The sequence below is a fragment of the Exiguobacterium sp. BG5(2022) genome (genome assembly GCF_031844365.1).
Taxonomy (GTDB): Bacteria; Bacillota; Bacilli; order Exiguobacteriales; family Exiguobacteriaceae; genus Exiguobacterium; species Exiguobacterium profundum.
This window is the reverse complement of sequence record NZ_JAUZVB010000001.1, coordinates 986,211-1,001,423: the sequence shown is the minus strand read 5'-3', so window position 1 is coordinate 1,001,423 and position 15,213 is coordinate 986,211. Positions and strand designations below refer to the sequence as shown.

The 15,213-nt window shown below is 48.6% G+C and carries 13 protein-coding genes; 12 read left to right on the top strand and 1 reads right to left on the bottom strand.

The window, feature by feature from the left end; translation table 11 throughout:
* Positions 1 to 116: 116 nt before the first annotated feature.
* From dxs to spo0A, 5 genes are all read left to right on the top strand, one after another.
* Positions 117 to 2,009, top strand: coding sequence for a 1-deoxy-D-xylulose-5-phosphate synthase (dxs, locus tag Q9R25_RS05200; protein WP_196431845.1), 1,893 nt, complete (start codon positions 117 to 119; stop codon positions 2,007 to 2,009).
* Between the two features lie 6 nt (positions 2,010 to 2,015).
* Complete coding sequence (locus tag Q9R25_RS05195; RefSeq protein WP_214690771.1) at positions 2,016 to 2,831, top strand: TlyA family RNA methyltransferase; 816 nt, start codon at positions 2,016 to 2,018, stop codon at positions 2,829 to 2,831.
* A 155-nt stretch (positions 2,832 to 2,986) separates the two neighbouring features.
* Positions 2,987 to 3,436: a transcriptional regulator AhrC/ArgR gene (gene ahrC, locus Q9R25_RS05190; protein WP_012726567.1), complete on the top strand. Its 450-nt coding sequence runs from the start codon at positions 2,987 to 2,989 to the stop codon at positions 3,434 to 3,436.
* Positions 3,437 to 3,449: 13 nt separating this feature from the next.
* Positions 3,450 to 5,147: a DNA repair protein RecN gene (gene recN, locus Q9R25_RS05185; RefSeq protein ID WP_078147102.1), complete on the top strand. Its 1,698-nt coding sequence runs from the start codon at positions 3,450 to 3,452 to the stop codon at positions 5,145 to 5,147.
* Positions 5,148 to 5,879 (top strand): sporulation transcription factor Spo0A, encoded by a 732-nt coding sequence (gene spo0A, locus Q9R25_RS05180; RefSeq protein ID WP_074036711.1) that lies wholly within the window; start codon positions 5,148 to 5,150, stop codon positions 5,877 to 5,879. It abuts the gene before it with no gap.
* A gap of 658 nt (positions 5,880 to 6,537) precedes the next feature.
* On the opposite strand, the gene Q9R25_RS05175 is transcribed toward spo0A, so the two are convergent.
* The gene (locus tag Q9R25_RS05175) at positions 6,538 to 6,786 is read right to left on the bottom strand and encodes a DUF2627 domain-containing protein (RefSeq protein WP_031423346.1); all 249 of its coding nucleotides are present in this window, start codon (positions 6,784 to 6,786) and stop codon (positions 6,538 to 6,540) included.
* 134 nt (positions 6,787 to 6,920) lie between these two features.
* On the opposite strand from Q9R25_RS05175, the gene Q9R25_RS05170 reads away from it, so the two are divergent.
* From Q9R25_RS05170 to Q9R25_RS05140, 7 genes are all read left to right on the top strand, one after another.
* Positions 6,921 to 8,558, top strand: a complete 1,638-nt coding sequence (locus Q9R25_RS05170; protein WP_311282884.1) for a sigma 54-interacting transcriptional regulator — start codon at positions 6,921 to 6,923, stop codon at positions 8,556 to 8,558.
* Between the two features lie 121 nt (positions 8,559 to 8,679).
* Entirely contained in the window at positions 8,680 to 9,576 is an 897-nt protein-coding gene (gene yqiS, locus Q9R25_RS05165; protein ID WP_211782681.1) for a phosphate butyryltransferase, read from the top strand.
* Between the two features lie 25 nt (positions 9,577 to 9,601).
* Complete coding sequence (locus Q9R25_RS05160; RefSeq protein ID WP_159562454.1) at positions 9,602 to 10,723, top strand: Glu/Leu/Phe/Val family dehydrogenase; 1,122 nt, start codon at positions 9,602 to 9,604, stop codon at positions 10,721 to 10,723.
* 1 nt (position 10,724) lies between these two features.
* A complete protein-coding gene (buk, locus tag Q9R25_RS05155; RefSeq protein WP_215243843.1) occupies positions 10,725 to 11,816 on the top strand; it encodes a butyrate kinase in 1,092 nt (363 codons plus the stop codon).
* Positions 11,800 to 13,209 (top strand): dihydrolipoyl dehydrogenase, encoded by a 1,410-nt coding sequence (gene lpdA, locus Q9R25_RS05150; RefSeq protein ID WP_311282883.1) that lies wholly within the window; start codon positions 11,800 to 11,802, stop codon positions 13,207 to 13,209. Before buk ends, lpdA begins: the two co-directional genes overlap by 17 nt.
* Before the next feature lie 12 nt (positions 13,210 to 13,221).
* The gene (locus Q9R25_RS05145; RefSeq protein WP_374193974.1) at positions 13,222 to 14,229 is read left to right on the top strand and encodes a thiamine pyrophosphate-dependent dehydrogenase E1 component subunit alpha; all 1,008 of its coding nucleotides are present in this window, start codon (positions 13,222 to 13,224) and stop codon (positions 14,227 to 14,229) included.
* The gene (locus Q9R25_RS05140) at positions 14,229 to 15,206 is read left to right on the top strand and encodes an alpha-ketoacid dehydrogenase subunit beta (protein WP_012726557.1); all 978 of its coding nucleotides are present in this window, start codon (positions 14,229 to 14,231) and stop codon (positions 15,204 to 15,206) included. The genes Q9R25_RS05145 and Q9R25_RS05140 overlap by 1 nt, the downstream gene beginning before the upstream one ends.
* The last annotated feature ends 7 nt before the right edge of the window (positions 15,207 to 15,213 follow it).

The window sequence follows — 15,213 nt, the reverse complement described above, 5'->3', positions numbered from 1 at the left end:
GACACGATGAGCACATCGTGTCACCTTTGTTTTGGGGAATGTGTGGCATATGCCGTCACATTCTTGTAAAATGTAAGGTACGAATCAGTAAAATGTGAGGAGAAAGGATGGTCATTATGGACTTGACATCCATTCAAGACCCGTCGTTCCTGAAACGGATGTCTGTATCAGAGCTCGAATCGCTCGGTTCAGACATTAGACGATTCTTGATTGAAAAATTGGCAGTGACGGGAGGGCATTTGGCGCCAAACTTGGGAGTTGTAGAGTTGACGCTTGCCTTGCACCGTGTATTTGACAGTCCGAAAGACCAACTCGTATGGGACGTCGGTCATCAAGCATACGTTCATAAAATTTTGACAGGACGTACGAACCAGTTTGATACTCTCCGACAATACAATGGGTTATGTGGTTTCCCGAAACGTTGTGAGAGCGAGCATGATGTGTGGGAAACAGGGCACAGTTCGACTTCCCTCTCTGCAGCCATGGGGATTGCGATTGCGAATGAATTGAAAGGGCGCGCCAACGATCGTGCCATCGCCATCATCGGGGACGGTGCTTTGACTGGGGGGATGGCACTTGAAGCCCTCAATCACATCGGTGCCGAGAAACAGAACGTGATTGTCATTCTAAATGATAACGAGATGTCGATTGCGCCGAACGTAGGAGCGATGCATAATATGCTTGGTCGTATCCGGGCATCGCGCAAGTTGAAGCATGCTCGAGAAGAAATGGAGTCACTCATCAAACACATCCCGCTCGTCGGGAGTTCACTTGAACGGAGCGGGGAACGGGTGAAGGACCTCTTAAAATCTGCTCTCATTCCGGGAACGTTCTTTGAAGAACTTGGCTTCACTTACTTTGGACCTACAGATGGGCATGATTTGAAAGACTTGCTCGAAACGCTTGAGTACGCGAAGAAAATCGACGGTCCGGTTCTCGTCCACGTCATTACGAAAAAAGGGAAGGGATATCGTCCGGCTGAATTGGACGGTGTCGGAACATGGCACGGTCTTGGACCTTATAAAATTGAATCCGGTGAAGTCATCAAAGGCAAACCGAAAGGACCGAGCTATTCGAAAGTCGTCGCGGAGACGATCACGAAAGTGGCGGAGTCAGACGAACGGGTGACGTTGATCACACCAGCGATGAGTGTCGGTTCGAAACTCGATTGCTTTACGAAGAAATTCCCGGAGCGTATGTTTGATGTCGGAATTGCCGAGCAACATGCGGTCACCCTCGCTGGGGGACAGGCGACGCAAGGGTTGAAACCGGTCGTCTCGATTTATTCGACCTTCTTCCAACGCGCGTATGATCAACTAGTCCATGACATTTGTCGTCAAAACTTGAACGTCGTGTTCACGATTGACCGATCTGGACTTGTCGGAGCGGATGGAGAGACGCACCAAGGTGTGTTCGATATCGCCTTCATGCGTCACGTGCCAAACATTCGAATTTTGATGGCGAAAGATGAAGAAGAATTACAACAACTCGTCTATTCTGCACTCCGTTACGATGGTGGACCGATTGCGATTCGTTTCCCGCGTGGTGAAGGGATCGGTGTTCCGATGAGTGAGACGCTTCAAGAAATTTCACTCGATGATTGGGAAGTCGAGGCAGAAGGGACAGATGTCGCTATCTTGACGTTCGGTCCCCAAGTGCAAGACGCCCTCGAAGTCCGAGCACTATTAGAAGGTAAGCTCAGTGTGCGCGTCATTAACTGTCGTAGCATCAAGCCGCTCGATGATGCGATGCTGACTTCACTTTATGCAGAGGGGATTCCGCTCGTGACATTAGAAGAGGCTGCTCTCGCCGGTGGCTTTGGAAGTAGCGTGCTTGAACACGCGAATGAAGCCGGAGCGTTTCCACGGATTCAACGTCTCGGTATTCCGGATCGATATATCGAGCATGGCGGTGTCAACCAGCTCCTAGAAGAGATTGGACTGCGACCTGCCCAAATGGCGGAATCGATTGAACGGTTCGTCATGGAGACAAATCGACAGAATGTGTGAGGGATTATGGAAAAAAGAAAGAAAACTAGATTAGATGTATTGCTCGTCGAACGTGGACTTGCTGAAACACGGGAAAAGGCAAAACGGTCGGTCATGGCCGGTCTCGTCTATAGTGGGACAGAACGTCTAGACAAGGCGGGCGATAAAGTGTTTGATGATATCCCTCTCGAAGTGAAGGGTCAAGTTCTTCCTTATGTTGGACGTGGCGGCTTGAAGCTCGAGAAAGCGCTCCACGTCTTCCCGCTCGATGTCTTTGGACGAGTCGGAATCGACATCGGCTCATCGACGGGTGGGTTCACGGACTGTGCGCTTCAAAACGGCGCGACTCAAATGTACGCGGTCGATGTCGGCTATAATCAGCTTGCCTGGAAACTACGGAGCGATGATCGCGTCGTCGTCATGGAGCGGATGAACTTCCGCCACGCGACGGCCGATCAGTTCCCGATTCAACCAGATTTCGCAACGATTGACGTCTCTTTTATCTCGCTTCGTCTGATGGTGCCACCGTTGAAACAAATTTTGAAGCAAGACGGTGTCGTCATGGCGCTCGTCAAACCTCAATTTGAAGCAGGGAAGGCCGATGTCGGGAAAAAAGGAATTGTTCGGGACCGTAACGTCCATGAACGAGTCGCAAGCGATATGGTCCGATACTTCGCATCGGAAGGCTTCTTTGTCGAAGCTTTGGATTACTCTCCAATCACTGGAGGGGATGGGAACATCGAGTTTCTTCTCTTCGCTCGGTACACAGGAGTAGGTGGCGTCTCGCCATCGCTACAAGTCGAAGAGGTCGTAAACGCGGCCCATGCCAAACTTAAGGGATAAAATGATGCTACAGACCTCGTTGTCTGTAGCTTTTTCCTTTACTCGTCTACTAGATGGGGAATGGTGGAAATCCCACCTGGAATGCTAGACCTTTTTTCGACAATACTTTAGAATGATAATGTGTATGTGAAACGAAAAATGAGGTGTCAGCGCTTATGAACAAAGGACAGCGATTGATTAAAATTCGAGACATCGTGACGAATCGAGAAATCGAGACGCAAGATGAGTTGGTGGATGAGCTACGTCGCTCGGGGTATCCAGTCACACAGGCAACCGTGTCTCGGGATATTAAAGAGTTACATCTGGTCAAAGTCCCATTGAACGATGGACGATATAAGTATAGTCTGCCTGCCGATCAACGCTTTAATCCATACGGGAAAATGAAGCGAATCCTTAGTGACAGCTTCGTCTCGGTCGATTCTGCACAAAATTTGGTCGTCATGAAAGTGCTCCCGGGAAATGCTGATGCAATCGGCGTCTTGATTGATCATCTATCATGGGATGAATTGATTGGGACGGTGTGTGGAGATGATACGATTTTAATGATTGCACGCGACGAAGAGAAGGCGAAGCAAATCATCGATCGACTACTCGGAATGTTATGAGGTGAACGTACGTATGTTAGCAGAACTATCAATCAAACAGTTTGCGATTATTGACGAATTAAACATTCCGTTTAATCGAGGTATGACTGTGCTCACGGGTGAGACAGGTGCCGGTAAATCGATCTTGTTGGATGCGATTGGATTGCTTGTTGGAGGACGTGGCTCAAGTGAGTTCGTGCGATATGGTCAAGATAAAGCTGAAATCGAAGGTCTGTTCATGATTGAACCGGATCACCCGGTCATCGAAGCGGCCGAACAATATGGCATCGATGTTGAAGATGGGACAGTCATCTTACGTCGAGACCTACATAGTAGCGGGAAGAGTGTCTGCCGTGTGAACGGGAAAATGATGCCGCTCTCGACGTTACGGGAGTTCGGACGGCTCCTGGTCGATATTCACGGTCAACATGAACATCAACATTTAATGGATGCGGAATTTCACCTTGGCATATTAGACCATTTCGCCGAAAAAGAAATCAGTCCGTTAGTCGAGGAATATCAAACGGCATTTGCGGCCTGGAAACAAGTCGCCGATGAATTGAAGCGTCTTAGTCAAAGTGAGCAGGAGCTTGCTCAACGAATGGATCTTTTGTCGTTTCAAACGAAAGAAATCGAAGCGGCTGAATTAAAAGTTGGGGAAGAACAGGCGTTGACAGAAGAACGGGATGAATTGGCCAACTTTGAACGCATTCATCAACACATTCGTCTCTCGTATGAGGCGGTTGCCGAGGAGTCAAATGGACTCGATCAAATCGGAGTGGCGATGCGCGAGATGGAAGAGGCGTCACAGCTCTCTTCGTCTTTGACATCTGTATCGGAGACAATCTCTAACGCTTATTATTTGTTGGAGGATGCAAAGTTTCAACTCCGGGACCAGTTAGATTCGCTCGAATTTGACCCGATTCGATTGGATGAGATTGAGTCACGATTGGCTCTTTTCCAGCAATTGAAACGAAAGTATGGGACGACCATCGAAGAAGTCATCACCTATGGCGAACAAGTGTCGGATGAATTGAAGTCGATGACGAACCGGGAAGAGCATTTACAAACGCTCTCAGATGAACTCATTCGATTAGAGCAAATTGCAAGAGAAGCTGGCATGAGACTGTCTTCAGCGCGTAAGATGGCTGCGGAGTCGCTTCAGCATGCGATTCATCGAGAGTTGAAGGAACTATATATGGAAAAAACAGCGTTCGAGGTCCGTTTCAAAACCACATCGCTTAAACAAGATGGTTTAGATGACGTAGAGTTTTACATGATGACGAACGTTGGAGAACCGTTCAAACCGCTCGCAAAAGTCGCTTCAGGAGGAGAGCTTTCCCGTGTCATGCTCGCACTCAAATCAATCTTTTCAAGAACGGTTGGAGTGGCCTCCATTATTTTTGACGAGGTCGACACAGGGGTCTCTGGACGTGTCGCGCAGGCGATGGGTGAAAAAATCTTCCGACTTTCTGTCGGCTCTCAAGTCCTCTGTATCACGCACTTGGCACAAGTTGCTGCGATGGCAGACCAACATCTTTACATTACGAAAACCGAAACGAATGAACGGACGAAAACAAATGTGACGTCCCTCGACCGTGAAAGTCGAATCGACGAATTGGGTCGCATGATTGCTGGCGCTCAAATGACAGACTTGACGAAGCAACACGTCGAAGAATTACTTGAGATGTCACAACAAGTAAAACAGAAGTTCATCAAAGGAGTGTCATAAGTGATTACATTATGTATTGCGGACGACAATCGAGAAATCGTCGATTTGTTGAGCCGACAACTAGAATCCGAGCCTGATCTTCGTGTCGTAGGTACGGCACACGATGGAGAAACATGCTTGGATGTCGTCAAGACACACCAACCGGATGTACTCTTACTCGATATTATCATGCCGCATTTGGATGGGATCGGAGTATTGCAACGCCTAAATGAAGAATTAGGTGATGACAAGCCGGAAGTGATCATGTTGAGTGCGTTTGGAAAAGATGAAGTGACGAAACAGGCCGTGCAACTCGGGGCCTCTTATTTCCTCGTCAAACCGTTCAATATCCAACAGTTATTAACGAAAATTCGTGAATTGTCAGAAGGGACAAATCGAGAATTTGACGGAATGACACCAGAAGAAATTGAAATCTCACTCCTGCTTCAGCAACTCGGAATCTCTCCGCGCATCAAAGGGTTCAAGTATATTCGTCAAGCCGTCATCTACGTGCGAGAACGGCAAGATTTACTCGGACTCATCACGAAAGAATTGTACCCGATGGTCGCAAAAGAGCATGAGACGACATCCTCTCGTGTAGAACGAGCAATGCGTCATGCAATCAAGACGGCATGGGAGAACGGCATGCGTGATCATGAGATGTTCGAAGGGCGACCAGAGCGTGAACGAAGCCCGAAAAACTCGGAGTTCATCTCGTACTTTGTCACCTACGTATCGTTTAAAAATAATTGAATCATTTCATGAAGACTAAGTCGTGATGGGACTTAGTCTTTTTTGATGAAACAATCACTTTTAGATTTATTTACTTTATGAAAGAAAGCGCTTGCAAAATGATGGACCTTTGTTATAATAAAGGTGTACCAAGTTACTTGGACAAGCGTCAGATGAACGCTTTTCAAACTTGTTCCGGAGCAACGTTTGAAGAAACCAAAATCATCTCGGTTCGCTATCCGATTATAGCTCAGAGGTGGGAACGACACCTCAAGTCGTTAATGTCCCGACGTGAGGTCGCGACAGTCGCTCATTCGCGAGGCGATTCTATTATCAACTCGAAGCTAGGGGTTGGTATAGGAAAAAACAATCGTTCAGTTAACCAAAAGGAGTGTTGTCAACCGTTGAACAGTTTATGGCAAGCGTTCGACTTCACGATGGATGGTTCGACATGATCCGATAAGTAAATCAGTTAGTAACTCGAATGGTAAGATTCCGTTCACGCAAGACGGCAGTTACTAAAGTTCTTTCATACTTCTTCATTAAGAAGACGTTGGATTTCATGTCAAAGTAAGTAACGTAGTTTGAAAGGAGATCATCCGTAGTGATCACAATTCAATATGAATAAAAGGTTCCGCACTTGAAATGAAGTCAAGTTAGGGAACCTTTTTTTGTGTGCTTATGAGTCGAGGCGTTGTACTTTTCCTGTTTTTTTGTCGCGGTTAAAAATATAGCCAGCTACAAATCCGATCCCGCCCATGGCGAGCAGAAGCCCAAAGGTGCCCTGCAACATGGAGGCGGCAGCGAGTGAATCGAACCATGAAAACGGTGCGCTCGTCTTCAAAAAGAAGCTATCGCGTAGCAATTTGATTCCGTAAACACCTAATAACCCAGGGACGATTAAGATTAGAAGCGCGATAAAACGCATGCAATCTCCTCCTTTACCATACATTATTTTAACAGAAATCGATCTGTTCGACACGGTCTATTTTTGGGCAGCTTGCGAATCAGGTGAGGATTCAGTAGCATGAAATAGAGAAGAGAGTTGATGGGGGAATCGGTATGAATAAACGATTGATGATTGTCGGAGCTGGTAAAGGCGGGACTGAGGTATTAAATATGTTGATGGATTCACCATTGGCGACCATTATCGCGGTTGTAGATTCTGATGCATCTGCCGAAGGAATAGCCTTTGCTAAAAGTTATGGCATATCTGTGGCGGACGATTGGAAACAGTATGCGGATGCGACTCTAGATTTTGTCATCGAAACGACGGGGAAGCATCAAACGTTTGAACAATTAAAGGATCATTTCAAAGATGCAGTCGTCTTACCAGGGGAATTTATTCGGATTGTGGTCGAACGATTGAAACAGAATCAACAAATGCTCGAGGCCATCATTGAATGTACGAGTGAGGCCATCTCGGTCGCAGATCATCACGGTAACACGATTTTGATCAATCCGTCTTATACACGGTTGACCGGATTCAAAAAAGAAGATGTGGTCGACAAACCAGCGACGGCAGATATCGGGATGCAGGAAAGCGTCCATTTAAAAGTACTATCGACCGGGCAAGGCGTTCGGGACATCCGGATGCAAATTGGGGCGACACGACGAGATATTCTTGTGAATGCGGAACCGATCATCGTCGAAGGGAAGTTGCGAGGATCGGTCGGGGTCATTCGTGACGTATCTCAGATTCGTGCACTGCGTGATGAATTGCAGGAGGCAAAGACACGCATCCGGAATCTAGAAGCGAAATATCAGTTTGCCGATATCATTGCGACGAGTGATGCCATGCGATTTGTCATCGAACAGGCGAAACTTGCGGCTGTGACCCCCGTGACGGTATTGATTCGCGGAGAATCGGGAACAGGAAAGGAACTGTTCGCCCACGCCATTCATGGAGAATCTCCTCGAAAATATAAAAAGTTCATTCGCGTGAACTGTGCGGCGATTTCACCGACGCTACTTGAAAGTGAGCTATTCGGTTATGAAGATGGAGCCTTCAGTGGGGCTAAACGTGGTGGGAAAACAGGATATTTCGAAGAAGCGGATGGCGGTTCACTCTTTCTAGACGAAATCGGGGAGCTCCCCCTTGATGTCCAAGTGAAGCTTTTACGTGTCCTTCAGGAAAATGAAATTGTCCGTGTCGGAGGGACGACGGCAATCCCAATCGATGTCCGAATCATTGCCGCAACGAATGCCGATCTCGAACAAAAAGTAGCAGACGGAACATTCCGGGAAGATTTGTATTACCGAATCAATCGGATGCCGATCCATATCCCACCATTACGTGAGCGACTGAATGAACTCGAGGCACTATGTGAACGGATGATCCGGAAACTGAATCAAGAATACGGTCGTAGTGTACGTGGCGTTGACGAAGATGCCTTAACATTACTGAAGAGCCAGCATTGGAAAGGGAATGTGCGAGAACTGGAGAATGTGATCGGTCGTGCGATGATTTATATGGCAAGCTCCGAACAGTGGATTGCCCCACATCATTTGCAGTTATCCAATCGTTCCACGAGTCAAAAAGTAGTCGAATCTGGAACGTTTCACGAGGCAGTTGCAAAATATGAACGCGATTTGATTGAACGAGCAATTGAAGAGGCAAGTGGCAACAAATCAGAAGCAGCCCGCCGATTAAAGATTTCGATCCGAACATTATACAATAAACTCGGAACCACGCAATAATTTGCATGAACATTACTGCATGGTAAGCATTAATTTGCATGGTTATCCGCATTATAAAGCGCTTACAATTTAGGAAACAAACTTGCTTATGATATAGTGTAGAGAGCAAGGGGGGACAATGATGAATTTTGAACGGATGCTGACGAACGCAAAAGAGTTAGAAGGCTGTACCGTGTCCATTGCGGGGGCGGCGGACGAAGAAGTCATCCGGGCCGTAAAACTCGCTACGGATCATGGACTGTCACGCTTCATTTTGTTCGGTGAAGCTCGAGAGATCCGAAAGTTATGTGAACAGCATGGAATCGATGAGTCAGCCGTCGATATTTTACATGCGAAAGGTGACGTTGAGATTGCGCGACGTGCCGCATTAGCTGTGAAAAATAAAGAGGCGGACGTCCTCATGAAGGGGATGGTGTCGACATCGACATTTATGAAAGCCGTCCTTAATCGTGAAGCTGGACTCCGTACGAAGCGGACGCTCAGCCACATCGCACTATTCCAAATTCCGAATCGTGAAAAGTTGATTGGAGTGACGGATGCGGCGATTCATATCGCACCAACACTCGAAGAGAAGGTCGAAATTATTCACAATGCGGTAGAAGCGATGCATGACATCGGTTACGAATCGCCGAAAGTCGCAGCCATTGGAGCAGTCGAGGTAGTCAATCCACAAATGAATGCGACTCTCGATGCGGCACTACTTAGCCAAATGAATCGACGTGGACAAATCAAGGGCTGTGTCGTAGATGGACCGCTCGCGCTCGACAACGCTGTCGACATGGTCGCAGCAAAGCAAAAAGGAATCAACAGTGAAGTTGCCGGTCAAGCCGATTTATTAGTCGTACCTTACATAGAGGTCGGCAACGTCCTTTATAAATCAATCATGTATTTCGCAGAGGCGAGCGTAGCGGCGATTGTCGTCGGCGCATCTGCCCCTGTTGTATTGACAAGTCGTGCCGATACTGCCGAAGCGAAGCTATATTCGCTCGCATTCGCTTTGTTACATGCTAAACATTAATCGTACTTAACAGGAGGAATTAATCATGATGGAAACAAACACAGAGCCACGCTTCCGTATTTTTGATGTCTTACAATCTGAGGACTATGAACAAATCGTATTTTGCCAAGACCAAGCGTCTGGACTAAAGGCGATCATCGCCATCCATGACACGACGCTCGGGCCAGCTCTCGGTGGACTACGTATGTGGAACTATGAATCAGAACAAGAGGCACTCACGGATGTATTGCGTCTCGCAAAAGGAATGACATATAAAAATGCTGCAGCGGGTCTCAACCTTGGGGGCGGGAAGGCCGTCATCATCGGAAATGCGAAGACAGATAAATCAGAGGCGCTCTTCCGTGCATTCGGACGATATGTTCAATCTCTTAGTGGTCGTTACATCACGGCTGAAGATGTAAATACAACAGTTGCCGACATGGACTTCATTCACATGGAAACGGATTACGTCACGGGCGTCAGTCCTGCATTCGGTTCAAGTGGTAACCCTTCACCGGTCACGGCATATGGTGTGTATCGTGGAATGAAAGCTGCTGCGAAATGGAAATTCGGGACTGAGTCGCTCGCAGGGAAAACCGTCGCTGTTCAAGGTGTTGGAAACGTTGCCTACAACTTGTGCCGTCACCTCCACGAAGAGGGTGCTCATTTGATTGTGACCGACATTAATGAGGAAGCACTCAAACGTGCCGAAGCAGACTTTGGTGCGACGGTCGTCAAACCAGATGAGATTTATGCGGTCGAATGTGATATTTTTGCACCATGTGCTCTCGGTGCCGTCATCAACGACAAAACGATTCCGCAATTGAAAGCACAAATCGTCGCAGGCGCTGCCAATAACCAATTAGCAGAAGATCGTCACGGAGACGTGCTCGATGAGAACGGAATCCTTTATGCACCAGACTTCGTCATCAATGCAGGTGGTGTCATCAACGTCGCGGACGAACTTGAAGGCTACAACCGTGAACGGGCAATGAAGAAAGTCGAACTCATTTATGACAACATGATGCGCGTCTTTGAGATCGCAGAACGTGATGGTGTACCAACGCATGTAGCGGCCGATAAGATGGCGGAAGAGCGGATTCACATGATGTCGCGTTCACGCAGCCAGTTCCTTAAAGTTGAAAAAAGCATTCTAGGGAGACGCTAAGATGACAAAACGGCTAATTCTTGCAATCAACCCAGGGTCGACCTCGACGAAAGTTGGATTGTTTGATGGGAAGGAAGAAGTGATGACACGTACGGTCCGACATTCAATCGATGTGACGGGTCTCACACTTCCAGAGCAGTTGCCTCATCGTGAGCAAGAAGTACGCGCCTTGTTAGAAGAGACGGGCATCGCGGTCAATGATTTGACCGCGATCGTCGGTCGTGGTGGCTTGCTTGCACCGATGACGTCAGGAACGTATACAGTCAACGATCTCATGCGTGAAGATTTGACGAGCGGACGTTTCGGGATGCATGCATCGAATCTCGGTGGTCTAATCGCTTCGAAAATCGGTGGGGCTGAAGGGATTCCTAGTTTCATAGTGGATCCAGTCGTCGTCGATGAGATGGACGAGTTGGCCCGAAAGACCGGCATGCCAGAAATCAATCGTCGTAGCATTTTCCATGCCCTCAATCAAAAGGCTGTCGCGAAACGATTCGCGGCTGAAAATGGAAGCGATTACAATGAAATGAATCTTATCGTTGCGCATCTTGGTGGGGGAATCACAGTCGGTGCCCATGCGGCAGGTCGAGTCATCGACGTGAATAATGGTCTCGACGGAGATGGACCGCTCGCGCCGGAGCGGGCAGGTTCGATTCCTGTTGGACAGGTAGTAGAACTATGTTATAGTACCAGGTATAAAGAATCGGAAATGAAAAAGAAAATTGTCGGTCAGGGCGGCCTATTTGCTCATCTCGGTACGTTCGATGCCATTGAGATTGAGCAGCGGGTGGAATCAGGTGATGATGAGGCGAGACTGTTGTATGAGACGATGGCTTATCGTGTCGCTCAAGAGATTTCAAAACACGGCGCGACATTATGTGGTCGTGTGGATGCCATCTTACTGACGGGCGGGATTGCATATTCCGAGTGGCTGACTGAAAAAATCAAGGAGCGTGTCACTTATCTCGCGCCGGTACACGTATATCCGGGTGAAGATGAGCTTAAAGCGTTGGCTGAAGGTGCACTTCGCGTCATCGAGAAGGAAGAGACCGCACGAGTTTATGAGGGGGATACACATGGCACGAGAATTTGATGTTGTCGTCATCGGTGGAGGACCAGGAGGATATGTGGCTGCAATCAAGGCGGCCCAGGCAGGGAAATCTGTCGCAATCGTCGAGGCGAGAAAGTTAGGCGGCACCTGTTTACATAGAGGTTGCATCCCGACGAAGGCACTTTTAAAAGCTGCACATGTCTATCAAACGGCGAAGCAAAGTGCGACGTATGGCGTGGAGACGGGAGATGTGACGTTCAATATGGAACGCGCTCAAACGTATAAACGTGATCTTGTGGCTGGTCTTGAAAAGGGAATCGAGCATTTGATGAAACAAGGGAAAATCGAAGTGTTTGGCGGAAAAGCCTCGATCCTTGGACCAAGCATCTTCTCACCTCAACCAGGGACTGTATCCGTTGAAGATGAAAGCGGTGAATCAGAACTGATCTTGCCGAATCAATTGATTATCGCGACAGGGTCGATTCCTCGTGAACTTCCTGGATTGCCGTTCGATCACAAGCGGATTTTGAATTCAGACGACCTCCTCAATTTTGAAACGCTTCCTGAATCGATTGCGATTGTCGGTGGCGGGGTCATCGGAGTGGAATGGGCGTCCATGCTCGTCGATTTAGATGTGAACGTGACGTTGATCGAAGTAGGAGATCGATTACTCCCACTCGAGGACAAGGCAGTCTCCCGTGAAGTGGAGCGTCTATTGAAGAAGCGTGGCGTCCGTGTGAAGAAGAGCGTGACGGTCGACGCTGAACGAACATTGATTCACGAAAATGCAGTGGAGATTGCTGTCGGGGAAGAGATGTTACAAGTAGACTGTGTCCTCGTCTCGGTTGGCCGAGTTGCCAACACGGAAGACTTAGGACTTCAAAACACTTCTATCGTCGTAGAGAACGGCATCATTCAAGTCGATAGTCAGTATCGGACGAAAGAACGTCATATCTTCGCAATCGGGGATTGCATCGGGAAGTTACAACTCGCCCACGTCGCGTCGGCAGAAGGTGTGAAAGCGGTCGAGACGATTCTTGGTCTTGAGCCGACACCGCTTGATTATGCGCTCATTCCACGCTGTGTATACAGTGTCCCTGAAGTCGCTTCGGTCGGCTTGACAGAAGAAGCGGCAAAAGATGCCGGACATGATGTGAAGACGGGGACGTATCGATTCAACGGACTCGGGAAAGCGCGGATTGAAGGACAAGCCGACGGATTCGTCAAACTCGTTTCGGACAAAGAAACAGACGACCTTCTCGGTGTTCATATCGTAGGACCGAAAGCGACCGAACTCATCACAGAAGGTGGACTCGCGCTCGTCTTGAACGCGACGGCTTGGGAGATGGGACAACTTGTGCACCCGCATCCTGCACTGAGCGAAGCCTTCCAAGAAGCGGCTCTTGCCGTCGATGGATTACCGATTCACGCCTAAGGAGGAACAAGGATGGAACAGATGACTGTAAACTCATATGAAGAGCTTGGTTTAACGAAACAAGATTTATTGGCGATGTACGAAACGATGGTACGTGCTCGCAAAATCGATGAACGGATGTGGAAGTTGAACCGCGCCGGAAAAATCCCATTCGTCGTCTCATGTCAAGGACAAGAAGCGGCGCAAGTCGGTGCGGCGTTCGCACTCGAGAAAGGAATCGACTACGTCTTGCCTTACTATCGTGATGTGGCGGTCGTCCTTCACTTCGGTCAAACATCAAGAGATTTAATGTTATCGGCATTCGCGAAAGCGGAAGATCCAAACTCAGGTGGTCGTCAGATGCCTGGTCACTTCGGTTCGAAAGAGCATCGCATCGTAACGGGTTCGTCTCCGGTCACGACACAAGTCCCTCATGCAGTCGGGATCGCACTTGCGGCGAAGATGAAAAAAGAAGAACTCGTCACGTTCGTTTCGTTCGGAGAAGGGTCTTCGAACCAAGGAGACTTCCATGAAGGCGCAAACTTTGCAGGTGTCCACAAGTTGCCGGTCATCTTGTTCTGTGAGAATAACAAGTATGCGATTTCGGTTCCGCTTACGAAACAGTTGGCATGTGAGCGCGTATCAGACCGTGCAAAAGGTTACGGCATGCCAGGTGTGACAGTCGACGGGACAGACCCGATCGCCGTCTATGCGGTCGTGAAGGAAGCGCGTGAACGTGCACTTCGCGGAGAAGGACCGACATTAATCGAAGCAGAAGTTGAACGTCTCGTGCCACACTCATCGGATGACGATGACAAAGCGTACCGTTCAGCTGAAGAATTGGCTGGGTTAAAAGAGCGGGATGGTATTCAATTGTTCCGTCAACGACTTGTGAACGACGGAATCGCAACGGCGGAGACACTTGCTGAAATCGATGCACAAATCGATGCTGAAGTGAATGAAGCGACGACATATGCGGACAAAGCACCGTATGCATCGCCTGAATCTGCACTAGATTACGTCTATGAGGAGGAAAAATGATGAAAACGTTTATCGAAGCGATCAATGAAGCGATTCATGAAGAAATGGAGCGCGACGAAAACGTCTTCGTCGTCGGGGAAGACGTCGGCGTTCGTGGTGGTGTATTCCGAGCCACTCAAGGATTGATTGAAAAGTATGGAGAGGATCGTGTCATCGACGCACCGCTCGCTGAGAGTGCGATTGCCGGAGTCGGGGTCGGAGCTGCCATGTACGGCATGCGACCGATCGCAGAAATGCAATTCGCAGACTTTATCATGCCAGCAGTGAACCAAATCGTTTCAGAAGCGGCAAAAATTCGGTACCGTTCAAACAACGATTGGACGTGTCCGATGGTCATCCGAGCTCCTTTCGGTGGGGGCATTCACGGGGCACTCTATCACTCGCAATCGGTCGAGGCGATGTTCAGTTCGACGCCAGGTCTGAAAGTCGTCATTCCATCAGACCCAGTCGATGCGAAGGGGTTGTTGAAAGCAGCAATCCGTTCGAACGACCCTGTTCTTTTCTTTGAACATAAGCGCGCCTATCGTCTTTTGAAGGCAGACTTGCCGACGGACGAATATACGGTTGAAATCGGTAAGGCTGCGGTTAAACGGGAAGGTGACGATATCACGATCATCACGTACGGTCTTTGCGTGCATATGGCACAAGAGGCTGCGAAAACGCTCGAAGAAGAAGGGATCAGCACGCACATCCTCGATCTTCGTACCGTCTACCCGCTCGACCAAGAAGCGATCATCGAATCGGTCAAGAAGACAGGTAAAGTGCTACTCGTGACAGAGGACAACAAAGAAGGAAGCATCATCGGAGAAGTGGCGGCGATTATCGCGGAGAAGGCGCTCTTCGAACTCGATGCGCCGATTGAGCGTTTGGCTGGCCCCGATGTGCCGGCAATGCCGTATGCACCACCGATGGAAAAATTCTTTATCGTATCCCCAGAAAAAATTGCCGAGCGCGCGCGTCAGCTCGCGGCGTTTTAAGGAGGCA